Source organism: Allobosea sp. CCNWLY174 (genome assembly GCF_037120455.1).
Taxonomy (GTDB): Bacteria; Pseudomonadota; Alphaproteobacteria; order Rhizobiales; family Beijerinckiaceae; genus Allobosea; species Allobosea lupini.
On sequence record NZ_JBBBBQ010000001.1, the window covers coordinates 994,792 to 1,019,457 of the forward strand.

Sequence of the window (24,666 nt, forward strand, 5' to 3'; positions counted from 1 at the left end):
ACCTCATCATTTCCCGGACTTCTTGAACTCGTCCGAGTTCTTGCGGATCTCCTCCCAGACCACGTCCTGGTTGGCAGAGTACCAGTCGGTGATCGGCACGAACTTGGCACCGTCCCAGCGCGCGATCCGGCCCATGCCGCCGCCCTGGTGGTCGTCCCTGGTGATCGTGGTCGGCGGCAGCAGGCCGTCGGCGGTGAAGTTGGTGATCGAGCGCAGCCCCTCGTTGAGCCAGGGGCCGGTGACCGGCCCGTTCGGCGCTTTCTCGGCCGCCTTGCGCACGCCCTCGACCATCAGCGTCGCCATCTGGACGCCGTAGTTGTAGTAGGCCGTGCCGACCTTGTTCTCGGGGCCGGCGCCTTTGCCCTTGCCGACGACGTCCGCGAGGATGTCCTTGATCACCTTGGGCTCGCGGCCGCCGACGCAGGGCTCGACCTTCATCACGCCCTTGGCCGCCTCGCGCCCGACCACGTCCATATCGGATTCGGATAGCCAGACGCTGCCGGAGACCCGGTCCATCGGCAGGCCGTTGCGGATCGCCTCGGTCAGCGCCACGGTCTGGCCGACGCCGGCGCCCCAGAAGATCACGAAATCGGGCCGCGCGCGGCGCACCTGCGGCCAGATCGCCGACTGGTCGTTGCCCGGCGGCGTATAGGGGAAGGCCGCGAGCTCATAGCCTTCCTTCTTGGCGAGCACGTTGAGGATCGGCAGCGGCTCCTTGCCGAAGGGCGTGTCGATGTGGACGAAGACGATCTTCTTGCCCTTCAGGCTGCCCTTCTCGGTCTTCTTGAACTGCTCGATGATCAGGCCGGCCTGGGTCCAGTAGTTGATCGAGAGCGGCAGCACGTAGGGGAAGGCACTGCCGTCGGCCGCGTCGCTGCGGCCGGAATAGGCGGTGATCATGTTGATCTTGTCCTCGAGCGCACGCGGCACCAGCGCGCGCGCCACCGGGGTCGAGAGCGGGTCGATCAGCACGGCGCCCTCGCGCTTGCCGCGCTCATAGGCCTCGATGGCGCGCGGCAGGTCGTTGGCATGGTCGGTGATGTCGGCGACGATCTTGTAGCCCGCGACTCCGCCGCGATCATTGACCAGGGTGAAGTAGTCGCGCTGGCCCTGATTATATTCCGAGGTCACGAAGGTGTAGATGCGGGTGAAGTCCTGCGGCAGCGAGAAGCGGACGATCTTCTCCTGGGCGAAGACCTGCACCGGCAGGGCGAGCGGCGCGGCCAGCGCGGCCGAGCCGGCGATGAACGAACGGCGATCGAGCGACATCCTGTTTCCTCCAGCCCTGTCGTTGATTGAGGCACCGTCACCGCTGGGCATGGCGGAACGGCCAGACGAGCAAGTAGTTGCGGAAATTGGCGTAGATCTTGGCCAGCCCGAGCGGCTCGTAGAGCAGGAAGCCGATCACCAGCGCGCCATAGGCCATCAGCGGCAGATGGGCGCGCAGGTCGATCGGCAAGGACCAGCCGAAGGTGCCGGCGGCGGCGCCGAGCAGGTTGTTGAGCAGAATGGGCGCGAACAGGATCAGCGCCGTGCCGAAGAACGGGCCAAGCACGCTGCCGAGCCCGCCGACGATGATCATCGCCAGGATCTGGATCGAGAGTTCGATATGGAACTGATCGGGCGAGATCGCGCGCAGATAGGTCACCGCCAGCACCGAGCCGACGACGCCGCCGATGAAGGACGAGACCCAGAAGGCCAACAGCTTGTAGCGGAAGGTCGAGATGCCGAGGATCTGGGCGGCGTAATCCTTCTCGCGCAGCGCCGCCAGCGCCCGGCCGAAGCTGGTGCGCCGGACATTCAGCATGAACAGCGTGATGACGAAGCAGACGCCGAAAGCGAGGTAATAGGTCGGTAGGTCGCCCTGCAGGGGTATGCCGAGGAAGCTGACCGGCGGCACCTGCAAGGTCGCGAGCGAGCCGCCACTGATCACAGAGGAATGCGAGATGACGAAGTCGACGACGTACTGCATGGCGAGCGTCGCCATAGCCAGATAGATGCCCTTCATGCGTAGGGCCGCGCCGCCGAACATCGTGCCGATCGTGGCGCTGAGCAGGCCGCCGGCGATCATCGCCATCTCGAGCGGCACGCCGAGACGCACCAGGTGAACCGAGCCATAGGCGCCGATGCCCATCACCGCGCCATAGCCGAGATGGATCTGGCCGGACCAGCCCATCAGCAGGTTGAGGCCGAGCGCAGCCGAGGTCCAGATCAGCCAGGGCAGCAGATAGCCGGAGACATAGAGCCGGTCGAAGATGAAGGGCGCGGCCAGGAGGATGGCGATGACAGCGATGATCAGCCCACGGTCGAAGCCGAGCGGGAACAGCTGGCGCTCGTCCTGATAGCGCGTATGGCGGATGCCGGCGCGACGATAGAACACGGCGTCAGACCCTCTCGATATGGTGACGGCCGAACAGGCCGTGCGGCTTGAGCAGCAGCGTCACGAGAATGATCACGGCCGCGACCACGTCGCGCGAGCCGCCGCCGACGAGCGGATCGAGCACGCCGGTGGCGAGGCTCTCGGCGACGCCGACGATGACGCCGGCGACGAGCACACCCGGGATCGAGTCGAGCCCGCCGAGGATGGCGATGGCGAGCGCCTTGATCAGCAGCAGCGAGAGCGACCAGTCGATGCCCTGGGTGCTGCCCCAGAGCACGCCGGCGGCGGTCGCGGATACCGCGGCGAGCCCCCAGGCGACGGCGATCGCCCGCTCGACCCTGATGCCCACCGACCAGGACGCGGTCTGGTCGTCGGCGACGGCGCGCATCACCACGCCGAAGCGCGAGTTGAAGAAGAAGAGCGAGAGCAGGATCAGCAGCAGCGAGATCGACCCGCCGATCATCGTCGAGCGATTGAGCAGGAGCTCGCCGACGAAGAGCGGCTGCTGCGGCAGGCCGATGTCGAGACGCTTCACAGCGGCACCGAAGATGCCCGGCAGCAGGCCACGCAGCATGATCTCGACGCCGAGCGTCAGCATGATCGTCATGATCACCGGCTGGCCGATCATCCGGCGCAGCGCGACGCGCTCCATCAAGAGGCCGAAGCCGAACATGCCGATAAGCGCGGCCGGGATCGCCAGCCACATCGGCAGGCCGACCAGCGTCGCGAGCGCCCAGGTGACGTAGCCGCCGGTCATGGCGATCGCGCCCTGGGCGAGATTGGCGGTGCCGGAGGTCTTGTAGATCAGTACTATGCCGAGCGAGACCAGCGCGTACATCAGGCCGACGAAAACGCCGTTGGTCGAGAGTTCCGCGAGCAGGATCCAGTCCATCAGGGATTCCTCCACGCAAGACGCGCGGCCGCGGGATCCCCTCCCCCCTGTGGGGAGGGGAAGGGGTGGGGGTCGCAAAGCTGGAGCGATCGGAGGAGCCAGATGGTGTTGTCCCCGCTGCCAGCCTTTTTTGCCAAGAGATCACCAAGCGGCACCACCCCCATCCCCAGCCCTTCCCCACAAGGGGGAAGGGAGGAGTTCGGGCGATCAGCGTTGCGCAGACGAACCATCAGGCGAGGACCTCACTGATCTTGAGCGTCCGTCGGATCACGCCGCGCTCCCCGTTCTCATAGGCGATGGCGGCGTCGAACACGGTCTCGGTTACCCCGCTATAGAGCGCCTCGATCAGCGAGGCGTAGGTGGTCTCGATCGTGTTGCGGCGCAGCTTGCGGGTGCGGGTGATCTCTCCGTCGTCGGCGTCGAAATCCTTGTGCAGATTGGAGAAGCGCCGCACGCGCAGGCCATCCGGCTGCGTGCCGTTGACGTGCCGGACCACCTGGCCGATCAGCGCCTGCACCTCGGGCTTCTGCGAGAGCTCCGCATAGGAGGTGTACGAGATGCCGCGCTCCTCGGCCCAGTGGCCGACCGCGTCGAAATCGATGCAGACGATGGCTGTGAGCTGGTCACGCCCGGCGCCGATCACCGCGACATTGCGAATATAGGGGCTGAACTTCAGCCGGTTCTCGATGAAGTTCGGGATGTAGCGCTCGCCCGAGGCGGTGCGCACGACTTCGCTGACGCGGCCGAGCACGACGAGCTGGCCATCCTCGTCGATGCGCCCGGCATCGCCGGTGTGCAGCCAGCCGTCGACCAGCGCCTTGGCGCTGCTTTCCGGGTCGTCATAGTAGCCGTCGACCACCGACGAGGAGCGCACCAGGATCTCGCCGCTCTCGTCGATGCGGATCTCGCTGCCCTGCATCGGCCTGCCAACCGTGTGGAGCTTGACCTGCCCTTCCGTCTGCGCCGCCGTCAGCGCGCAGGTCTCGGTCTGGCCGTAGAACTGCTTGAGCTTGATGCCGAGCGCCCGGAAGAACAGGAAGGTGTCCTCGCCCAGCGCCTCGCCGCCGGTGAAGGCCCGCTCGGCGCGTCCTAATCCGAGATGATCGCGCAGCGGCGCATAGACCAATAGGTTGCCGACCGCATCGAGCAGCTTTTCCGACGGCGTCAGCGAACCGCCGGACAGGCGCTTGCGCTCGTAGGCGACGGCGCGCTCCATTACCGTCTCGAACAGCCAGCGCTTGAACGGCGTCGAGTTCTTCATGCCGACCTGGACGCGGGTCAGCATCTGGTCCCAGGCGCGCGGCGCGGCGAGATAGAAGGTCGGCGAGACCTCGCGCAGGTCGCGCATCACCGTCTCCTGCCGCTCGGGGATGTTGATCGTCGCCGCCATCATCATGCCGGCGCCAAGCGTGAAGACGAAATCGCCGACCCAGGCCGTCGGAAGGTAGGCGTAGAGTTCCTCGTGCTTGTGGAAATAGCCGCTGGCGCCGGCATTGAGCAGGCCGCCGGTGACGTTGCGATGGCGCAGCGGGATGCCCTTGGGCAGGCCGGTCGTGCCGGAGGAATGCAGCAGCACCGAGATGTCGTCGGCCTGTGGCTCGTCGACGAACCGCCGGACGAGACCGGGCTCGCGTGCCAGCCGCTCTCGACCCTTTTTCACGAGCTCGTCGAGCGACATCAGCCCGGGCTGATCGTAGCCGTCGAGGCCGCGCTCGTCGTCGTAGAGAATGGTGGCGACGCGCCCGGTCGCATCGCGAAGCTGCAGCAGCTTGTCGACCTGCTCCTGATCCTCGGCGATACCGACCGGCGGCGCGCCATGCCGGGTCGCGACGATCAGTTCCTCGAGCGGCACGTCGGGAAACACCGGCGACGGAAAGGCGCGCAGCATGTTGGCGGCAAGCATGGCGTAGTAGAGCCGCGGGCGGTTGTCGCCGATCACGGTCATCGCGGCACCGGCGACCAGCCCAGCCTCTTCGAGCCCGGCCGCCATGGCGGCGATCTCGTCGAAGACCACGCGCCAGTCCTGTTCCTGCCAGATGCCATAACGCCGCTCGCGGAAGGCGACCCGGTCGCCGAACTCAGCAGCGTTACGGGCGAGCGCCGCGATCAGCGTCGCCGGCTCGCCATTGGCGCCGACCGGCCAGTGGGCCACCTCCCCGATCCTGCCCGATACCGCCGTCATGCGGTGCTCCCGGCGTGGTGGCGCTTGGCGGCGCGCTCGCCGAGATAGGCGCTGACCACGCTCGGATGCGAGATCGCCGCCTGCGGCTCGCCCTCCGAGATCACCTCGCCATAGCTCAGGACGACGACTCGGTCGCAGATCGAGGTCACCACATCCATGTGATGCTCGATGATCAGGGTGGTGACGCCGCGGGCCTCGCTCGCATCAAGGATGAAGCGGGCGATGTATTCCTTCTCCTCCTGGTTCATGCCGGCCATCGGCTCGTCCAGGATCAGGAGGCGCGGTTCGGCGACGAGGGCGCGTGCCAGTTCGACGCGCTTCTGCAGGCCGAGCGGAATGACCTCGACCGGCTCGTCGCGGATGTCCTGGAGTTGCATGAACTCGATCATCTCTTCGACGACGCGCCGGTGCGCCAGTTCCTCGCGCTCCGCCCACCACCAGTAGAACAGCGCCCCGAGCGCGCTCGGCTTCATGTGGGTGTGGCGGCCAATCAGGATGTTGTCGAGGACGCTCATGCCCCTGAACAGGGCCAGATTCTGGAAGGTGCGGGCGACGCCACGGGCGGCGACGCGGTGCGGCTTCAGCGCTGTGATGTCCTCGCCGAACAGGCTGACCTTGCCGGCATTGGGCGGGTAGAAGCCGGTGATCACGTTGACCATGGTGGTCTTGCCCGAGCCGTTCGGACCGACGAGCCCGAGAATCTCGCCCTGGCGGACGTCGAGCGAGACGCCCTTCAGCGCGCGCAGCCCGCCGAAGACGCGCTCGATCCCGGTGCAGGAGAGCGCGACGGGCGCGCCTGCGGCGCTCGCGGCGTGGCGGTACTGAACCTCATTCATCCGCGGCGCCCGGACCGGCCGGCCGGAAGGCCGCGCTCAAAGACCCCAAGCGCGACATCTGCGGGCACCCGGCGCACACAAGGCGCGGCCGCGCGAACGGCGTTGACTCCCACGGCATCCTCCCCGGCTGCGCTGGCTTGTTGGCTCGATATGCGTCAGCTCGATACAGCTAATGAATAGAATTCATCTTGTGCTGTCAACTCTTTCGCCGACCGGTGTCCGCCCTGTCGGCAGCTGCGAATTTTCGCACAAGTCCGCCCGAAGTACCCCTTTCGCGCCGACCGACCACACCATTCGACACCTGTCCCCGATCCGCAGCTCAATGAACCCGGCTCAGCCCGCCGGCCGTTCGACCGCCCGGCACGACAGGCGAGTAGCGCCGTCCAGCGCCTCCTCGTATTCATCCGCCAGTCGCCGACAGAGGTCGGCCGCAGCAGGCACATCGCGGATCGTCCCGACACCCTGGCCCGCCGCCCAGATGTCGCGCCAGGCCTTGGCTTCCGTCGTGCCGAAATCATAGCTTGCGGGCTTGCTCAGATCGTCGGGATCGCGCCCGGCCGCCACGATGCTGGGACGCAGGAAATTGCCGTGCACGCCGCTGATCGCCGGGGTGTAGACGATGTCGGCCGCGGACGCGTCGAGCAGCATGGACCGCAGCGCCGGCGGCGCCATGCTTTCCTGCGTCGCCATGAAGCGCGTGCCGAGATAGGCCATGTCCGCCCCCGCCATCCGGGCCGCCGCGACCTGGGCGCCCGTGCTCAGCGCCCCGCCCAGCACCAGCGTGCCGTCAAAGATGCGGCGGATATCGGCCAGCGCCGCGAAGGGATTGAGCGGCCCGGCATGCCCGCCGGCCCCGGCCGAGACGGCGATCAGCCCGTCGACGCCGGCATCAGCCGCCTTGGCGGCAAAGGCGAGGTTGATCACGTCATGGAAGACCAATCCGCCATAGCCATGCACGGCCTTGATCAAGTCGCGGTTGAGACCGAGCGAGGTGATGACCAGCGGCACCTTGCGCTCGATGACGACGGCAAGATCGGCTTCCAGCCGCGGATTGCTGCGGTGGACCACCAGGTTGACGCCGAAAGGTGCGGCATCATCTATGCCGTCGAGCCGGCGCGCAATCTCGTCGAGCCAGTCGGCGAAACCGGCCGTCGTCCGCTGGTTGAGTGCCGGAAAGCTGCCGATGACGCCGTTGCGGCAGCACGAGACGACAAGATCCGGCCCCGAGATCAGGAACATCGGCGCGGCGATGACGGGAACGCGCAGGCGTCCGGCGAAAGCTGCAGGCAACGGCAAGGATCCCTCCCCTAACAAGGCGACCCTTCCCGGCCGCGCCCGGTCGCCAATGCAATGAACGCGACTTAGCAGCCCTTCCGCGGGCGTCATCAGCGGCGAAGCCCGGCATGACCATCCAGTCCGGACAGGCAGCAACTGCGCCTCGGCCGACCTTCCGGCTTACCTCACGTTCCTGCTTGCGGCGCGATGGTGATGAATGGTATTTATTAGGACAGTATCGGGACGCGACCGAAGCGCCGCGACGAACCGGCGTTGCGCAAACCCCTCGACAGGCTCTACGAGGCCCGCCAGCGCGCTGCCACTTCGCCTCAGCAAGGATCATCGATGCCGCCCCGCAATGCCCTGAAGCGCCAGGTCAACCGGCTCCCGCCCGAGCGGCGCATCTCCGACATCATGGCCGCGGCCAAGGAGGTCTTCGTCGAGAAAGGCTATAACGACGCGCTGATCACCGACATCGCGCTGCGCGCCGGCGTGGTCGAGGGCAGCATCTACCGCTTCTTCGCCAACAAGCGCGAATTGCTGGTCAAGGTCGTCGAGCACTGGTTCGAGGAGATGCTGCGCGACGATGCCGAGCAGTTCGCCGCGGTGCGCGGCAGCTGGAACCAGATCCGCTTCATCGTCTACACCCATCTCACCTCGATTCACCGCGACCCCGCGCTGTCGCGCCTGATGTTCCAGGAGATCCGGCCGGCCCCCGACTATCGCGGCTCGCACTTGTTCGAGCTGAACCGGGCCTACACCAATCGCCTGGTCGACGTGGTCAAGGTCGGCATCGCCGCCGGCGATCTGCGGCCCGAGACCTCGCCGAGCCTGGTGCGCGACCTTGTCTTCGGCTGCATCGAGCATCGCACCTGGGCCTTCCTGCGTGGCGAAGGCGATTTCGACCCGGCCGAACTGGCTGACGCCATCACCAATCTGGTCCATCACGGCCTCGCGCTCGACGACGAGCCGGCCTCGCCGATGGAGAGCGTGGTCGCCCGGCTGGAGACTGCAACGGCGCGGCTCGAGGCTGCCGCCGGCATCGCTCCGACGAAGCCCTCCTCCGCCCGGGCGCGCTGAGCTCATCGCCTATCCGCCACTGCTACCCGGACCGTCGAAGAAGGCCGGGCGCGGGATCGTCCAGGTCTCGCCCCAGAGCTGCGCGCCGCCGGCGACGTTGAGCACCTCGCCGGTGACATAGGCCGCCGCCGGGCCGCAGAGATACGCACAGGCCTCCGCCACCTCCCAGGTCGTCGCGGTGCGCATCATCGGGTTGGAACGCGGATAGGCCGCGACCTGCGCGGGATCGTAGACGCGCCAGCCCGGCGTCTCGACCGCGCCCGGCGCGATGCAGTTCACCCGAATATCGAGCGGCGCCCATTCCACAGCCAGCGCCTGGGTCAGGCCGACCACGCCAGCGCGGGCCGCGATCGTATGGGCAACGCCATGCAGACCCTGGCGCGTAACCACCACGATCGAGACGATGCTGCCCGGCCGCTTGGCATCGCGCCAGCGCCGCGCCGCCTCCTGCATCATGTACCAGGTGCCGTTGAGATTGGTGTCGACGACGGCGTTCCAGCCCTTGGTCGAGAAGTCGATCGCCGCCTGTGGGAACTGGCCGCCGGCGCTGTTGACGAGGATGTCGATGCCCCCGAACTCGGCCGCGATCCAGTCGTGGAGCGCGGTGATCGTGGCGGGATCGCGGACATTCACCGTCCTGCCTGCCGCTTTCAGCCCGGCGGCGCGCATCGCCTGCACCGCCGCCTCCAGCCTGCCCTCGTCACGCCCGGCGATGATCACCTGCGCACCGAGCCGGCCGAGCAGCCAGGCGGTGGCGCGGCCGATGCCGCCGGCGCCGCCGGAGATGAGGACGGTCTTGCCGGTGAAAGCGTCGGGTCCGTAGACCGTCGGCAGCACGGCGAGGTCGGCGTCGTCCAGCCCGAGTTCGCGGGGCTCGGCCTCAGCCATGACGGTCCATCCCCTTCAGCAATTCGCCGGCGATGATCATCTTGCGGACTTCGGTGGTGCCGGCACCGATCTCCAGCAGCTTGGTGCTGCGGAAGAGGCGGTTGATCTCCGATTCCCAGATATAGCCGGCCCCGCCATGGACCTGCACGGCCTTGTCGAGGACATCGTGGCAGGCCTGCGCCGCATACATCACCGAGGCCGCGGTCAGGCGATGGATGTCGCCGCGCCCGCCGCCGCCGACTTCGAGCGGCGCCGCCTCGGCCAAGGTGCGATAGGTGAAGCTGCGCATGGTCTCGACCAGCACATACATCTCGGCCAGCATGGACTGGACCATCTGGAAGGCGCCGATCGGCTTGCCGAACTGCTTGCGCGTCCTGGCGTAGTCGATCGAGAGGTCCAGCGCCCGCTCGGCAACGCCGAGGCAGAGCGGCGAGATCATCGCCCGTTCGAGATCGAGCCCGCTCATCACGATCGCGACGCCCTGGTTCTCGGCGCCGACGAGGTTGGCGGCCGGCACACGGCAATCCTCGAACAGCAGTTCCGCCGTCTGACTGCCGCGATAGCCCATCTTCACCAGCTTCTGCGCCACCTTGAAGCCGGGAAAACCCTTCTCGACGATGAAGGCGGAGATGCCGTGGGCGCCGCGCTCCTTGTCGGTCTTGGCATAGACCAGCAGCACGTCGGCGACCGGGCCGTTGGTGATGTAGATCTTGCTGCCGTTGAGGATGTAATGGTCGCCCTCACGGCGCGCCGTGGTGCGCATCGAGCCGAGCGCGTCCGACCCTGCCCCCGGCTCGGTCAGGCCGAGCGCGCCGATCGTCCTGCCCGAGCAGAGATCGGGCAGATAGCGGCGGCGCTGCTCCTCGTTGCCGTTGCGATAGATGTTGTTGGCGCAGAGGTTGTCGTGGGCGACGACCGAGAGCGCCATGGCATGGTTCCAGCGGCTGAAGCCCTGCAGGACCAAGCCAGCCTGAAGCAGGTCGAGCCCTGCCCCGCCATATTGCTCGGGGATCGTTGCGCCCAAGAAGCCGTTGGCGCCGATCTGGCGGAAAGCCTCGTCCGGCCACCACTCCTCATCGTCCATGCGTCGCGACAGCGGATAGAGCTCGGCGCGTGCATAGCGGTCGGCGCCGTCGAGGATGGCGTTCTGCTCCTCGTCGAGGCCGAAGGCGTTGGCGCGGTTGCTACCGGTCACGGCATTCACGTCGATCTCCTCCCTTGCCTCGTCACGCAGCGGTGCGGGCATCGCGCCATTCGGCTGTCGATCTTATTGAGCGTATTTCATCAGCGTCAAACCCAGCTGTCAATGCAGGCTGGATATAGCGAGATCGGACAATCCGTTTGCGCAATTGCTGGCACGATTCAAGTGCGGAACGACTATTGACACAACAAATGAATTCAAATCATTTATTCAGCGAAGGCTCCTTCAGCGAGCCGCGCAGGGACGGAACCCGTGAGCGAAGAGGTCATCACCCGACGCGAGGGCGCGGCGCTGGTCGTCACGATCAATCGCGAGAGCCGCCGCAACGCCCTGAACGAGGCGGTCGCCGAGGGGATCGTTGCCGCGCTCGACCGGGCCGAGGCCGGTTCCGAGGTGCGCGCGGTCATCCTGACCGGCGCCGGCGGCAAGGCCTTCTGCGCTGGCGGCGATCTCAAGCCGAACGCGGACGGAACCCCCTTCACCATCGAGGCCGCCGATCCCCGCCATTACGTCGCCCGCCTACTGCGCCGGATGGATGCCTGCCGGCTGCCGCTGGTGGCGCGGGTCAACGGCCATGCGCTGGCCGGCGGCTTCGGCCTGATCTGCGCCTGCGATCTGGTGGTGGCACGCGACGACGCCTTGCTCGGGGTGACCGAGGTCAAAGTCGGGCTCTTCCCGATGATGATCCTGCCCTATCTGATGCGGGTCCTGCCCTATCGCCGGCTGATGGAGCTCTGCCTGACCGGCGAGACCATCAAGGCGGGCGATCCCGAGGCCGGCGCGATCGTCAACTACGCCGTGCCGGCTGATCAGCTCGACGCCAAGACCGCGTGGCTGGTCGGTCGCCTCGTCGACAAATCGCCGACCGGCATTCGCCTGGGCAAGCAGGGCCTCGCCAAGATCCGGGAGATGACGACCGACGCGGCGCTCGAATACGCCCAGTTCATGCTGGCCAACATGGCCCGCACCGAGGATGCGCGCGAGGGCTTTGCCGCCTTCGCCGAAAAGCGCCCGCCGGCCTGGACCGGGCGGTGAGCGCCATGGCGGCGACACTGCGCGAGAGCATCCGCATCGGCTGCGGCGCCGGCTTCTGGGGCGACAGCCCGGAAGGGCCGCGACAGCTCGTCCGGCAGGGCGGCATCGACTATCTCGTGCTCGACTATCTCGCCGAGATCACCATGTCGATCCTCGCCCGGATGAAGGCGAAGAACCCGGCGCTCGGCTATGCCACCGACTTCGTCTCGCTGGTGATGAGGCCGCTCGCCCGCGAAATCGCGGAAAAGCGCATCCGCGTCGTCACCAACGCCGGCGGCGTCAACCCGGAAGCCTGCCGCGACGCGCTACTCACCGCCTTCAGGGAGGTCGGCGTCGACCTCAAGGTCGCGATCGTCACCGGCGACGATCTCTCGGGCGAAGCCGAGCGGCTGCGCACCCAAGGCATCACCGAGATGTTCTCAGGCGCGCCCTTCCCCGAGCGGACCGCCAGCATCAACGCCTATCTCGGCGCCTTCCCGATCGCGGCGGCGCTCGCCGCCGGTGCCGATGTCGTGGTGACCGGGCGCTGCGTCGACTCGGCCGTGGTTCTCGGCCCGCTGATCCATGAATTCGGCTGGGCGCCTGAGGACTACGACAAACTCTCGGCCGGGAGTCTGGCCGGCCACATCCTCGAATGCGGCGCGCAGGCGACCGGCGGCATCGTCACCGACTGGCGCGAGGTCGCCGGCGACTGGGCCGATATGGGCTTTCCCTTCGCCGATTGCCGGGCCGATGGCAGCTTCGAGATCGGCAAGCCCGAGGGAACCGGCGGGCGCGTCACCCCTTCGACGATCGCCGAGCAGGTCGTCTATGAGGTCGGCGCCCCCGCCGCCTACATGCTGCCGGATGTCACTTGCGACTGGTCGCAGGTGCGGCTCGAAGCCGCCGGCCTCGATCGCGTCCGGGTGTCCGGTGCGCGCGGGCGGGCACCAACCGCCAGCTACAAGGTCAGCGCCACCTATGCCGACGGCTATCGCTGCGCGGCGACGATGATGATCGTCGGCGACGATGCGCCCGAGCGGGCCGAAGCTGTCGCGAAGGCGGTTCTCGCCCGCTGCGGCCGCCTGATCCGCGAGGCCGGCTTCCCGGATTTCGCCGAAGCTTCCGTCGAGACGCTCGGCGCCGAGGCGAGCTATGGCGCGCAGAGCCGGGCGCGAGCGACACGCGAGGTCGTGCTCAAGATCGGCGTGCGCCATCCCGCCAAGGAAGCGCTGCAGACCTTCGCCCGCGAAATCTACCCGGCCGCGACCGCGATGGCGCAGAGCCTGACCGGCTTCGCCGGAGGCCGGCCCGAGCCGCAGCCGGTGATTAGGCTGTTCTCCTTCCTGATCGACAAGACCGAGCTGCAGCCGACGGTGAGTCTCGGCGAGACGCGCCTGCCGGTGCCGGCGCATATCCCCGCGGCGGCCACGAGCGCGCCCTCTCCTGCCAGCGCGAACTCGGACGCCCCGGAGGCACCAATCGGCGAGACCGTCTCCGTCCCGCTCGTCGCCCTCGCCTTCGGCCGCAGCGGCGACAAGGGCGACATCGCCAATATCGGCGTGATCGCGCGCGATGCCGCTTTCCTGCCCTGGCTCCGGCGCGCGCTGACGCCGGAGGCGGTCGGCCAGCATTTCGCGCACCACGTCCAGGGCAAGGTCGAGCGCTTCGACTGGCCGGGCCTGCGCGGATTCAACCTCGTGATGCACCGGGCGCTTGGCGGCGGCGGCATCGCCTCGCTGCGCCATGACCCGCAGGGCAAGGCGATGGCCCAGGTGCTGATGAGCCTGCCGGTGCCCGTCCCTGCCGTCTGGCTCGCGTCGGGTGGCCCCCTCCACGGCTCCAAGACCATGGACGACGCATGATGGCTCCGGACGACAAACCGCCGTTCCGCAAAGTCCTGATCGCCAATCGCGGCGAGATCGCTTGCCGGGTGATCCGGACCTTGCGCGAGATGGGCATCGCCTCGGTCGCGATCCACCACCCGGTCGAGGCTCGCGCCCGGCATGTGCGCGAGGCGGATCAGGCGATCGAGATATCCGGCGAGACGCCGGTCGCCGCCCATCTCGACATCGCCCAGATCGTTGACGCTGCCCGCGCCGTCGGGGCCGATGCGATCCATCCCGGCTATGGCTTCCTCTCCGAGAATGCGCGCTTTGCCCGCGCCGTCGCCGAGGCCGGCCTCACCTTCATCGGCCCGGATGCCGATACGATCGCTCTGATGGGCGACAAGATCTCGGCGCGCCAGTTCGCGGCCGATCATGGCGTGCCTGTCGCGCCGTCGGTGATGCCGACGCAGGATCTCGCCGAATTCACCCGCCAGGCGACAGAAATCGGCTTCCCGCTGTTGATCAAGGCGGCGGCCGGCGGCGGCGGCAAGGGCATGAGCATCGTGCGCTCGGCCGAGGAGTTGGAAGGTGCAGCCCGCCACGCCGCAAGCGAGGCCCAGCGCTATTTTGGCGACGGGCGCGTCTATGCCGAGCTCTTCGTCGAGCAGCCCCGTCATATCGAGGTGCAGGTCTTCGGCGACGGCAAGGGCGGTGCCATCCACCTGTTTGAGCGCGAATGCTCGGTGCAGCGCCGCTTCCAGAAGATCATCGAGGAGGCGCCGGCGGCGAACCTGCCGGCCGGACTGCGGGACGAGATCTGCGCCTCGGCGGTCAGGCTCGCGGCGGCGGCACACTATCGCAATGCCGGCACCGTCGAATACATCCTCGGCGCAGACGGCCGCTTCTTCTTCCTGGAGATGAATACGCGCCTGCAGGTCGAGCATCCCGTCACCGAGATGATCACCGGGCTCGATCTCGTACGCCTGCAGCTCCAGATCGCCGCCGGGCACGACCTGTCTTTCGCGCAAGATCAAGTCACTGCCAGCGGCCATGCCATCGAATGCCGAATCTGCGCCGAGGATCCCGAGCGCGACTTCCTGCCGGAGACCGGCACGATCCTGCATCTCGACGCGCCGCAGGCGGCCTATCTGCGATTCGAGAACGCGCTCGATCGCGGCCAGCGCGTCACCGCCGATTTCGACCCGATGCTGGCCAAGCTCGTCGCCCATGGGCCCGACCGGGCCAGCGCGACCCGCCGCAGCATCGCGGCGCTACATGATCTCGCACTGCTCGGGGTCAAGACCAATATCGACTATCTCGCCCGCGTGCTCGGCCATCCCGCCTTCGCCGCCGGGGAGCTGCATACCGGCTTCGTCACCCAGCACAGGGCGGTGCTCGCCGCCGCCGAGCCGGATGACGCGACGCGCGACAGGGTCCTGATCGCCGCCGCGCTCGGCCTGCGCGATTTCCGCGACCTCATCCTCGGCGTGCCCGAGCCGCACGCCTCGATCGGGCGCTGGAGGAACTGAGCATGGTCCTCAAGCTCGATCTCGCTGGCAGCGTGCATCACGTCACCATCCTCGCGCGCCGGCCGCATCTCGTGCTCTCGATCAACGGTCGCCGGCATGTCGTGGAGCGCCTCGACGAGGCCGGCGACGGCAGCCGGCAATTGACGATCGACGGCGAGCCGATCGCCTTCGTCCGCGCCGGTAGCGCCGACGGCGTCATCGTCCGGCTCGACGGCCGCAGCTTCGCGCTGCGCCGGCACGATGCCGCAGGCGAAGCCTCAGCAGCCGGCGGCGGCGCCAATGTCGTGCGCGCGCCGATGCCGGGCACGGTCGTCGTGGTCCACAAGCGCGTCGGCGACAAGGTCCAGCGCGGCGAGACCGTCGTCACGATCGAAAGCATGAAGCTGCAGATGAAACTCGATGCGCCACGCGACGGCGAGATCGCCGAGATCGCGGCGCGCGAGGGCGAAGGCTTCGACAAGGATGCCGTCCTCGCCCGTCTCGCGGCTCCGGCGGAAGGCTGACACGATGTCCAGACTGCAATCGTCGATCAACACCGCTTCCGCCGATTTCCGCCGCAACGAGGCGCATAACCGCCGCCTCGTCGCCGAATTCAAGGCCAAGCAGGAGGCGGCGCGTCATAGCCGGCCGCAGCGCGATCTCGATCGGCTCGCCCGCCAGCAGAAGATGCCGCAGCGCAAGCGCATCGAGATGCTGCTCGACCCAGGTACGCCCTTCCTGGAGCTGTCCTCGCTCGCGGCCAACATGGCCTATGGCGGGGAATCGCCGTCGGCCAGCTCGATCGTCGGCATCGGCATGATCTGCGGCCGCGAAGTGATGATCCGCGCCGACGACCCGACCGTGAAGGGCGGCGCGTGGTATCCGCTGACGGTCAAGAAGATCGTCCGCGCCCTCGATATCGCCATGGAGAACCGCCTCCCGGTCGTGCATCTCTGCGATTCCGCCGGCGGCTTCCTGCAGCTCCAGTCGGAGCTGTTTCCGGATCGCTATATGGGCGGAAGGATCTTCCGCAATCAGTCGCTGCTGTCGAAGATGGGCGTGAAGCAGCTCGCCCTCGTCTTCGGCCATTGCACCGCCGGCGGCGCCTATATCCCCGGGCTGTCCGACTACAGTGTCATCGTGCGCGGCACCGGCGCGGTCTTCCTGGGCGGCCCGCCGCTGGTGAAGGCGGCGACGGGCGAGGACGTCACGGTCGAGGAGCTCGGCGGCGCCGAGATGCATACCAGCGTCTCCGGCACCTGCGACTACCCCGCCGACAGCGAGGAACACGCCATCGAGATCGGACGCGACATCGTCGCGCAATGGGACCGGTTGCCGCGCTGGGAAGCCCAGCGCGAGGCGCCGGAGGAGCCGTTCTACGATCCCGCCGAGATCTACGGGATCGTGCCCGACGACATCAAGAAGGCCTTCGACATGCGCGAGATCATCGCCCGCATCGTCGACGGCAGCCGCTTCCACGAATACAAGCCGAACTATGGCACGACGCTGGTCTGCGGCTTCGCCAATATCTGGGGCTTCAAGGTCGGGATCCTCGCCAATAACGGCGTGCTCTTCAACGATTCCTCGATCAAGGGCGCCCATTTCATCGAGCTCTGCAACCAGAACAGTACGCCGCTGGTCTTCCTGCAGAACATCACCGGCTACATGGTCGGGCGCGAATACGAGCGGCGGGGCATCACCAAGGACGGCGCCAAGATGATCATGGCGCAGAGCTGCTCGCGGGTGCCGAAATTCACGGTGATGTGCAACGGCTCGTTCGGCGCCGGCAATTACGGCATGTGCGGGCGCGCCTTCGACGGGCGCTTCCTGTTCTCCTGGCCGAACCACCAGATCGGCGTGATGGGCGGCGACCAGGCGGCAAACACCCTGGCCGAGGTCAAGGCCAACCAGATGAAGCGCAATGGCGGCGCGGTCGACCAGAGCGAGATCGATCGGCTCTGGGAGGAGACGCGGAGAGCCTATCAGGAGCAGCTCTCGGCCTATCATTCGACCTCGGAACTCTGGGACGATGGCATCATCGACCCGCTCGACACCCGCAATGCGCTCGGCGTGGCGATCTCGGCCTCGCTGAACGCTCCGCTCGGCCCGCCCGGCTACGGCGTCTTCAGGTTCTGATCGATGCCGGGAGCGCTGCGCCTCTATCTCGATTTCGCCTCGCCCTATTCCTACTTCGCGCTTCGTCCGCTGGCGCGACTGGCGGAAGAGCATGGCCGGGCACTGGAGCTAAGGCCGATCCTGCTCTGGGCGGTGTTCAAGCAGCAGGGTGTGACCAACCCGCTGGAGAAGCCGGCGCGGCGGCGCTATTTTCTCGAGGACGTGATCCGCTCGGCCGAGTTCTTCGGCCTGCCCTTCAGGATCCCCGAGCCGCTGCAGATCTCGGCCCATCTCGCCGGTCGGCTCTATCACGCCTGGACCGCGACGCGGCCGCAGGACGGTTTGCGCCTGGCGAGCGAGATTTTCGAGGCCTTCTTCGCCCGGGGTGGAGACATAACCGACCCGGCCGTGCTCGCCGCCCTGCCCTGTCTTGCGGACGAGACTCCGGAGACGGTCCGCGCCATGATCGACGGCAGCGAAGGCCGCCAGCGCCTTGGCGAGGCAGTGGATGAAGCGTGCGCGGCCAATATCATCGGCGTGCCGTTCATGACGCTGGACGGCGAAAGCTTCTTCGGCGCCGACCGCCTGCCGCAGATCGCCTGGCGGCTGCAGCATCCGCGCACCGCGTAGACGGGAGAGTGCGATGAGCGACGACAGGCTCGCCGGGGCGCTGAAGGCGACGCCCTTCATCGATGCGAATGCGCCGAAGGTCCGCGCCTTTGTCGACCGCCATGCCGGCAGCGGCCCCGATCGCTACCGCGCCGTGCGGCTCTATTACGCCGTCCGCGACGCGATCCCATACGACCTGCGCTATTTCGGGATTGAGCGCGACATCTTCGTCGCCTCGCGCTGCCTGGAGGCGAAGGGCTCGTTCTGCGTGCCCAAGGCGGTAACGCTCGCTGCGGTTTGCCGCGCCGCCTGCATTCCGGCACGCGTCGGCTTCGCCGATGTACGCAACCACCTGGCCTCGCCGCGCATCCTCGATCTCATGGGCAGCGACGTCTTCCGCTGGCACGCCTATACGCTAATCCATCTCGAAGGCCGCTGGGTCAAGGCGACGCCGGCCTTCGATCTTGCCTTCTGCGCCCGCTTCGGCGTCGAGCCGCTCGATTTCGACGGCAGCTTGGACTCGATCTTCCAGCCCTTCGATGCGGCCGGCCGGCAGCACATGGACTATGTGCTCGACCGCGGCGATCATGACGAGATGCCGTTCGAAGCCTTTCGCGAGGCGATGCAGGACGCCTATCCGCGCCTGATCACGGCGATGGCGGCGGAGCGCGCCGCCCTTGCGGGCAAGGCTCATCCTGAACACGCCCCGGACGGGTGACCATCGCGTCCCGGCCAGCGGGCCCGACCAGTGACCGCAATTCTTCCACACTGACCAGGTAGCCAGACCGCTTCGTCAGCGCGTGTCGTGGACGACCACGCACGCCAGTTGCAGGCTCGGTGGATCATAACCGGCCAGCGCGTTTGTGATCGCGCATCGACCGCCTTCTGCTCCGTCCCGCTCGATATGCGTAAGAAGTAGACCATTTCCGCCGTCGATTTTATAAGACGGCTAACGAACTTGGCGGCATAATCAGCCGCTTGACCCTCGCTGATTCCCGCCTGCAGGAGCGCCCACCCCACGATGAACGCCGCAGACAGCACCACGTCCATCCTGATCCACCTGGCCGGCTCGGTGGCGCTGCTGATCTGGGCGGTCAGGCTGGTGCGGACGGGCGCGACGCGGGCCTTCGGCCCCTCGCTGCGGCAGGGCCTCGCCCGCTTCGCCGGCAACCGTGTCTCGGCGATGGCGAGCGGCGCGGTGGTGACGCTGATCCTGCAAAGCTCGACCGCGACGACGCTGCTGCTCTCCTCCTTCGCCGGCCAGGCGCTGATCGGCCTGCCGATGGCCTTCGCCGTGCTGCTCGGCGCCAATGTCGGCACAGCGATGGCCGCCTTTGTGATCTCCTTCGATCTCGGCTGGCTTTGGGGCGCCTGCCTTTCCGTCGGCGTCGCGCTCTACCTCGCCAACGAAGCGATGAACCGCGCCCGCAATATCGGGCGCCTGATCGTCGGTATCGGCCTGATCCTGCTCTCGCTCGCCGAGCTCAAGACCGCCTCGGCGCCGCTGGCGCAATCGCCCGTGTTCCGCTCGGTGTTCGAGGCGCTGGCGAGCGAGCCGCTGCTCGCCGTCGGGATCACCGTCGCGGCGACGTGGCTGACCCATTCCAGTCTCGCCATCGTCCTCCTGATCGCCTCGTTCTGGGCCGGCGGGCTGTTCCCGGCACCGACCGCGCTGACCCTGATCGTGGGTGCCAATCTCGGCAATGCGCTGGTGCCGGTGCTCGACCAGCTCGGCGCGCCCGTGGTGCAGCGCCGCGTCGCGCTCGCCAACCTGCTGACGCGCATGATCATCGCGCTGGTCGTCATCCCTTTCGCCAAGCCGCTCTCCGTCTGGTTCTCGGCGCTGTCGCATGACCCGTCGCGCCTGGCGGTCGAAATCCATCTGGCGCTGAACATCATCGGCGCCATCGCCTTCCTGCCCTTCGTCCAGCCGATCGCGGCACTGGTGACGCGCCTGACCCCGGCCAAGCCCGAAGCCGAGCAGCGCAATCGGCCGCTCTATCTCGACGCCGGCCTGCTCGACAGCCCGCCCGAAGCCCTCGCCAGCGCGATGCGAGAGACGCTGCATCTGGGCGACCGTGTCGGCGCCATGCTGAAGGACCTGCAGGTCCTGCTGGAACAGGACAAGCTCGCCCTCTCGCGCGAGATCGCGGCCGCCGATGACGGCGTCGACGCGATCCACGAGGCGATCAAGCTCTATCTCGTCAAGCTCTCTCGCCATCCGCTCGGCGAGGAGGACAGCCGACGCCTGTTCGAGATCATTACGGCAACCACCAATCTCGAGCATATCGGCGACATCATCGACAAGAACCTGCGCGAGCTCGCCGAGAAGAAGATCCGCAAGCGCTACCGCTTCTCCGAGGAAGGCCTAGCCGAGATCCGCGATTTCCACAGGCAGGTCAGCCACAGCCTGCAGCTTTCGCTGAATGTGCTGGCCACGCGCGATATCGGCCTCGCCCGCCAGCTCTTCGACGAGAAGAGCGCGATGCGCGTCGCCGAGCGCATGGCAACCGAGAAGCATTACGAACGCCTGCGCAGCGGGGTGACGCAATCGCTCGAGACATCCTCGATCCATCTCGACGTGCTGCGCGACCTCAAGCGCATCCACGGCCACATCACCTCGATCGCCTACCCGATCCTGGAGGCCGCCGACGAGCTCAGGGACACCAGGCTGCGCAGGGCTGGCGAGCAACCGGCCAAGGAGCAGCCCGGCGTGGCTGACGGCTACGGCCTCGCTTTGCCGCAGAAGCCGGCCTGAGACCGGCACGGCCTGGGCCGGCGCCGCCTGCGCTTGACAGCCTGCCGGTTTGACCGAGCTTAAGGCCCGAGGCTCGGGGGCACCATGGATCGCATCGACGCGATGAAAGTGTTCATCGCCGCTCTGGACGAGGGCAGCCTCGCCGGAGCGGGACGCCTGCTCGGGCGCTCACCGGCCGCCGTCAGCCGGGCCGTCGCTTTTCTCGAACAGCAGGCCGGCGCGCCGCTGTTGCACCGGACGACCCGCTCGATCCGGCTGAGCGAAACCGGCGAGCGTTATGCCAATATCTGCCGCCGCTTGCTTGCGGACCTGCAGGAACTGGAAGCGATCGGCGCCGGCGAGCAGGCCGCTCCTCGCGGCACCTTGACCATCACCGCGCCGCCGATCAGCGGCGAAGAGATCCTGCGCCCGATCGTCGACGCCTTCATCGCGGCCTTTCCGGCCGTCTCGGTCAACCTCGTCCTGCTCTCGCGTGGCGCGAATCTGGTCGAGGAAGGCATCGATATCGCCTTGCGTATCCTCGACCTGCCGGATTCCGCGATGACCGCCATCCGTATCGGCGGCGAAGTCCGGACGGTCGTCGCAGCTTCGCCCCGCTATCTCAGCCAGCACCCGCGCATCGACGAGCCGGGAGACCTGGCAAGTCACAGCATCATCGCCTGCACCGATTTCGGGCGCGAGTCCTGGGTCTTCCCGCCGGCGAAGGGCGGCTCCGTATCCCGCTCCGTCCAATTCAGGCCGCGGCTCACCGTCAACAGCGTCAGGGCGGCTTTGGGCGCTGCGGTCGGCGGCCTCGGCGTCACGCGGCTGTTCACCTATCATGTCGCCGAGCGCGTGCAGGACGGCTCGCTCGAGCTCCTGCTGCGGGATGCCGAGCCGCCGCCCCGCCCCGTCAACCTGATCATGCCGCAGGGCCGCTCGAACGTCCCCAAGGTCCGCGCCTTTCTCGACTTCGCCGTGCCGCGCTTGCGCGCCGACTTCGCGCGGCTCTCGGCCGAATTGGGTGTGAAGCGGTCCTGAACCGCCGATTCTTCCGCGCAGCGGTTGAATGCCTGCCGACCAACGGGCATTCAGCTGCAGCGCGAAACACTCCAGATTCCTCGTCATCAGGCCAATGGCCGGGCAGCGGCACATCCGCTCGCTGCCGACGTAACGAGGATCATCATGAGCAACGAACGGAAGGTCGCCATCGTCACCGGTGCCTCGCAGGGCATCGGCGCCGCGCTGGTCAAGGGTTTCCGCGACCGCAATTATCGCGTCGTCGCGACGTCGCGCTCGATCACGCAGGGCAGCGACCCGGACATCCTTGCGGTCCCCGGCGACATCGCCGATCCGGCGACCGCCGAGACAGTCGTCAGGGAGGCGATGGCCCGCTTCGGACGCGTCGACACGCTGGTCAACAATGCCGGCATCTTCATCGCCAAGCCCTTCATCGACTACACGGCCGAGGACTTCCAGGCCAAGATCGCGACCAATCTCGCCGGCTTCTTCCACATCACCCAGCAGGCGGCCCGCGCCATGCTGGCGCAGGGCTCCGGCCACATCGTCAGCATCACCACCAGCCTGACGGACCAGGCCGTCGCGGGCGTCCCGACCGTGCTCGCCAACCTGACCAAGGGCGGCATCAACTCGGCGACCAAGGCGCTGGCGATCGAATACGCCACCCAAGGCATCCGCGTGAACGCAGTCTCGCCAGGCATCATCAAGACGCCGATGCACGCGCCGCAGACGCATGAATTCCTGGCCAATCTGCATCCAGTCAAGCGCTTGGGCGAGGTCAAGGACATCGTCGATGCCGTGCTGTTCCTGGAGAGCGCCCCCTTCGTCACCGGCGAGATCCTGCATGTCGACGGCGGCCAGAGCGCCGGCCACTGACGCAACGCGCAACCCCATAGGAGGCTTCCATGCCGATCGTCACCATTCAGGTCACCCGCGAGGGCTCCGGCCCGGGCCGCACCTCAGTCACGCCTGAGGAGAAGGCCAGGCTCATCGCCGGTGCCAGCCAGCTCCTGCTCGATGTGCTGAACAAGCCGCTCGAGGCGACCTTCGTCGTGATCGAGGAGGTCGAGCTCGACAATTGGGGCTGGGGCGGCCTGCCCGTTGCGGACTACCGCAAGCGGCGCGCGGCGCGCTGATCTCGCCGCCAGCGTCTCGAACCGCGTCCCGCCCAATCCTGCACCCCGGATGCGCTGAGCTTCACCTTGCAATCGGCGAGCAGGGCCGGACTCTAGCGCCGACCGGCTCTGCCCCCGAGAGGAACAACCATGACCAGCACCGCACAAGCGCGCCTGCTCGACCTCTTCGGCATCGAGCTGCCGATCATCCAGGGACCGATGGCCCTCGCCTCGACGCCCGAGATGGTCATCGCCGTCAGCGAAGCCGGCGGGCTCGGCTCGCTGGCCGGCGCGCAGTACGATGCGGCGGGCCTGCGGGCCGCATTCGACACGGTGCGGGCCGGCACGAGACGGCCTTTCAACGTCAACTTCTTCTGCCACACGCCCCCGGCCGATGACCCGGCCCGTCAGGCTGCCTGGCTCGACCGCCTCGCCGGCTACTATGCCGAGGCCGGGCTCGACCCGAACATGCCGAAGACGCCGAGCGGGCGCACGCCTTTCGACGCAGGCCTGGCGAGCGTGGTGGAAGAGTACCGCCCCGAGATCGTCAGCTTCCATTTCGGCCTGCCAGCGCCCGACCTGTTCGAGCGGGTGAAGCGAACTGGCGCCAGGATCATCGCCTCCGCCACGACCGTGCCCGAGGCACGCTGGCTCGCGGACCACGGCGTCGACGCGGTCATCGCCATGGGCGCCGAGGCCGGCGGCCATCGCGGCATCTTCCTGAACGACCGGATATCCGAACAGCTCGGGACCTTCGCACTGGTGCCGCAGGTCGTCGATGCCGTGCCGGTCCCGGTCATCGCCGCCGGCGGCGTCACCGACCGGCGCGGGGTGGAGGCTGCTTTTGCGCTCGGAGCGGCGGCCGTCCAGGTCGGCACCGCCTATCTGTTCACGCCCGAGGCCGAGGCCAAGATCTCGCCGATCTACCGCAAGGCGCTCCGCATGAGCGAGCGGCCGACCGCGCTCACCAACCTGTTCACCGGCCGGCCGGCGCGCGGCATCGTCAACCGCGCCATGACGGAGCTCGGCCCGATCTCAGAGCTCGCGCCGGCCTTCCCGACGGCCGGCACGGCGCTGGGACCGCTACGCAGCGCGGCGGAAGCTGCCGGCCGCGACGACTTCACCCTGCTCTGGGCCGGCCAATCCTTCCCGCTCGCCAGGCCGATGTCCGCGGCGGCGCTGACGCGGATGCTCGCGGGGCTGGACGGTTGATGGAGGCCGTTGCGCGCTGCTTAAGCCGATAGCCTACTGCGCTCGGTCTCGACCGGCGGAACGTTCGTGCCCCATAGCGCGAGCGCGCTGCGGCCGGCCTCGGTCAGCCCGTAGACGCCGCGCTCGGCGCGCTCGAACCAGCCATAGACGTTGCGGTGCAGGATCTTCTGGGCGTCGGGGCATGCCGGCTTGAGGTCGCGCGGGCGCAGCGGCGCCGTGCTCATCGCCGCGGCGCAAGCGAGCGCCTGCTGGCGATAAGCGGTCATGATCGGCCGGCGCGTGCTGCCGCCGGCAGCGGGGTCACCCTTGCGCCGCCGGTGCTCGTCGACCAGCCGCGAGCGGGCCTTGGCGTTCTTGCGCGGTGTCGGTGCGACCGGCGAGACAAGCACCTCGACGCGCCCCGTGCTGCTGACGCCGAGCAGGCCGAAGCCTAGCCGGCGGCAGAGATCGCGATAGCGCGGATCGCTCTCGCGGCCCTTGCCCCGGGCCGAAAGCTGCGCCGCCAGCCAGATCTCGTCGCCGAGGCGCAGCCGGTCGACGCCCTGCAGGATCAGCTCCAGATTGAAGGCCAGCTTCAGTTCCCCGATCACCACCACCGTCGGATCGCCTTCCCTGAGGCCGACGAGGTCGCAGCGGCCGATCTCACCCTTCACGGCATAGCCGAGTTCCTCGAGGAAGCGCTTGACGGGCGGGTAGAGGGTGGTTTCCACGCGGGGCTCTCCGGACGACTCGCACCATGATGGTAGCAAGACGTTTCGAAGTGCCGAACGCGG

22 protein-coding genes are annotated in these 24,666 nt (G+C 67.8%); 13 read left to right on the plus strand and 9 right to left on the minus strand.

Going from position 1 to position 24,666, the window contains the following annotated elements:
• Positions 1 to 6: 6 nt before the first annotated feature.
• The 6 genes from V7S63_RS04800 to V7S63_RS04825 all read right to left on the minus strand — a co-directional run bounded on the left by V7S63_RS04800 (position 7) and on the right by V7S63_RS04825 (position 7,586).
• Positions 7 to 1,269 (minus strand): ABC transporter substrate-binding protein, encoded by a 1,263-nt coding sequence (locus tag V7S63_RS04800; RefSeq protein ID WP_336529374.1) that lies wholly within the window; start codon positions 1,267 to 1,269, stop codon positions 7 to 9.
• A gap of 37 nt (positions 1,270 to 1,306) precedes the next feature.
• Positions 1,307 to 2,380, minus strand: coding sequence for a branched-chain amino acid ABC transporter permease (locus V7S63_RS04805; RefSeq protein ID WP_336529375.1), 1,074 nt, complete (start codon positions 2,378 to 2,380; stop codon positions 1,307 to 1,309).
• 4 nt (positions 2,381 to 2,384) lie between these two features.
• The gene (locus V7S63_RS04810; protein ID WP_100963030.1) at positions 2,385 to 3,272 is read right to left on the minus strand and encodes a branched-chain amino acid ABC transporter permease; all 888 of its coding nucleotides are present in this window, start codon (positions 3,270 to 3,272) and stop codon (positions 2,385 to 2,387) included.
• A 229-nt stretch (positions 3,273 to 3,501) separates the two neighbouring features.
• Complete coding sequence (locus tag V7S63_RS04815; protein ID WP_336529376.1) at positions 3,502 to 5,454, minus strand: AMP-dependent synthetase/ligase; 1,953 nt, start codon at positions 5,452 to 5,454, stop codon at positions 3,502 to 3,504.
• On the minus strand, positions 5,451 to 6,290 hold the full coding sequence (locus tag V7S63_RS04820; RefSeq protein WP_336529377.1) for an ABC transporter ATP-binding protein: 840 nt from the start codon (positions 6,288 to 6,290) through the stop codon (positions 5,451 to 5,453). The genes V7S63_RS04815 and V7S63_RS04820 overlap by 4 nt, the downstream gene beginning before the upstream one ends.
• A 333-nt stretch (positions 6,291 to 6,623) precedes the next feature.
• Entirely contained in the window at positions 6,624 to 7,586 is a 963-nt protein-coding gene (locus V7S63_RS04825) for an NAD(P)H-dependent flavin oxidoreductase (RefSeq protein ID WP_442896413.1), read from the minus strand.
• A gap of 324 nt (positions 7,587 to 7,910) precedes the next feature.
• Between V7S63_RS04825 and V7S63_RS04830 the strand changes: the two genes are divergently transcribed.
• The gene (locus tag V7S63_RS04830; RefSeq protein ID WP_100963026.1) at positions 7,911 to 8,645 is read left to right on the plus strand and encodes a TetR/AcrR family transcriptional regulator; all 735 of its coding nucleotides are present in this window, start codon (positions 7,911 to 7,913) and stop codon (positions 8,643 to 8,645) included.
• Positions 8,646 to 8,654: 9 nt separating this feature from the next.
• Here the strand turns inward: V7S63_RS04830 and V7S63_RS04835 are convergent, their stop codons facing one another.
• Both V7S63_RS04835 and V7S63_RS04840 read right to left on the minus strand, forming a co-directional pair.
• On the minus strand, positions 8,655 to 9,533 hold the full coding sequence (locus V7S63_RS04835; protein WP_336529379.1) for an SDR family oxidoreductase: 879 nt from the start codon (positions 9,531 to 9,533) through the stop codon (positions 8,655 to 8,657).
• A complete protein-coding gene (locus V7S63_RS04840; protein ID WP_336529380.1) occupies positions 9,526 to 10,779 on the minus strand; it encodes an acyl-CoA dehydrogenase family protein in 1,254 nt (417 codons plus the stop codon). Before V7S63_RS04840 ends, V7S63_RS04835 begins: the two co-directional genes overlap by 8 nt.
• A 207-nt stretch (positions 10,780 to 10,986) precedes the next feature.
• On the opposite strand from V7S63_RS04840, the gene V7S63_RS04845 reads away from it, so the two are divergent.
• The 12 genes from V7S63_RS04845 (at position 10,987) to V7S63_RS04900 (ending at position 23,893) form a co-directional block, all read left to right on the plus strand.
• The gene (locus V7S63_RS04845) at positions 10,987 to 11,769 is read left to right on the plus strand and encodes an enoyl-CoA hydratase-related protein (protein ID WP_336529381.1); all 783 of its coding nucleotides are present in this window, start codon (positions 10,987 to 10,989) and stop codon (positions 11,767 to 11,769) included.
• A gap of 5 nt (positions 11,770 to 11,774) precedes the next feature.
• The gene (locus V7S63_RS04850; protein WP_336529667.1) at positions 11,775 to 13,613 is read left to right on the plus strand and encodes an acyclic terpene utilization AtuA family protein; all 1,839 of its coding nucleotides are present in this window, start codon (positions 11,775 to 11,777) and stop codon (positions 13,611 to 13,613) included.
• Positions 13,610 to 15,106 carry an acetyl-CoA carboxylase biotin carboxylase subunit gene (locus V7S63_RS04855; protein WP_336529382.1) on the plus strand — a complete coding sequence of 499 codons (1,497 nt, stop codon included), beginning with the start codon at positions 13,610 to 13,612 and terminating at the stop codon, positions 15,104 to 15,106. The genes V7S63_RS04850 and V7S63_RS04855 overlap by 4 nt, the downstream gene beginning before the upstream one ends.
• 2 nt (positions 15,107 to 15,108) lie before the next feature.
• Positions 15,109 to 15,609 carry an acyl-CoA carboxylase biotin carboxyl carrier protein subunit gene (locus V7S63_RS04860; RefSeq protein ID WP_336529383.1) on the plus strand — a complete coding sequence of 167 codons (501 nt, stop codon included), beginning with the start codon at positions 15,109 to 15,111 and terminating at the stop codon, positions 15,607 to 15,609.
• A gap of 4 nt (positions 15,610 to 15,613) precedes the next feature.
• On the plus strand, positions 15,614 to 17,221 hold the full coding sequence (locus tag V7S63_RS04865; RefSeq protein WP_336529384.1) for an acyl-CoA carboxylase subunit beta: 1,608 nt from the start codon (positions 15,614 to 15,616) through the stop codon (positions 17,219 to 17,221).
• 3 nt (positions 17,222 to 17,224) lie between these two features.
• On the plus strand, positions 17,225 to 17,830 hold the full coding sequence (locus V7S63_RS04870; protein ID WP_336529385.1) for a 2-hydroxychromene-2-carboxylate isomerase: 606 nt from the start codon (positions 17,225 to 17,227) through the stop codon (positions 17,828 to 17,830).
• A 13-nt stretch (positions 17,831 to 17,843) separates the two neighbouring features.
• The gene (locus V7S63_RS04875) at positions 17,844 to 18,527 is read left to right on the plus strand and encodes a transglutaminase-like domain-containing protein (RefSeq protein WP_336529386.1); all 684 of its coding nucleotides are present in this window, start codon (positions 17,844 to 17,846) and stop codon (positions 18,525 to 18,527) included.
• Positions 18,528 to 18,830: 303 nt separating this feature from the next.
• Positions 18,831 to 20,567, plus strand: a complete 1,737-nt coding sequence (locus V7S63_RS04880; RefSeq protein WP_336529387.1) for a Na/Pi cotransporter family protein — start codon at positions 18,831 to 18,833, stop codon at positions 20,565 to 20,567.
• A gap of 84 nt (positions 20,568 to 20,651) precedes the next feature.
• Positions 20,652 to 21,587 carry a LysR family transcriptional regulator gene (locus V7S63_RS04885; protein ID WP_336529388.1) on the plus strand — a complete coding sequence of 312 codons (936 nt, stop codon included), beginning with the start codon at positions 20,652 to 20,654 and terminating at the stop codon, positions 21,585 to 21,587.
• Positions 21,588 to 21,731: 144 nt separating this feature from the next.
• On the plus strand, positions 21,732 to 22,442 hold the full coding sequence (locus tag V7S63_RS04890; protein ID WP_091830632.1) for an SDR family NAD(P)-dependent oxidoreductase: 711 nt from the start codon (positions 21,732 to 21,734) through the stop codon (positions 22,440 to 22,442).
• Positions 22,443 to 22,471: 29 nt separating this feature from the next.
• A complete protein-coding gene (locus V7S63_RS04895; RefSeq protein ID WP_091830296.1) occupies positions 22,472 to 22,702 on the plus strand; it encodes a tautomerase family protein in 231 nt (76 codons plus the stop codon).
• 129 nt (positions 22,703 to 22,831) lie between these two features.
• Positions 22,832 to 23,893: an NAD(P)H-dependent flavin oxidoreductase gene (locus tag V7S63_RS04900; RefSeq protein ID WP_336529389.1), complete on the plus strand. Its 1,062-nt coding sequence runs from the start codon at positions 22,832 to 22,834 to the stop codon at positions 23,891 to 23,893.
• A gap of 20 nt (positions 23,894 to 23,913) precedes the next feature.
• Here V7S63_RS04900 and V7S63_RS04905 read toward each other — a convergent pair whose 3' ends face one another.
• Positions 23,914 to 24,603 carry a DUF2161 domain-containing phosphodiesterase gene (locus V7S63_RS04905; RefSeq protein ID WP_336529390.1) on the minus strand — a complete coding sequence of 230 codons (690 nt, stop codon included), beginning with the start codon at positions 24,601 to 24,603 and terminating at the stop codon, positions 23,914 to 23,916.
• Positions 24,604 to 24,666: the final 63 nt, after the last annotated feature.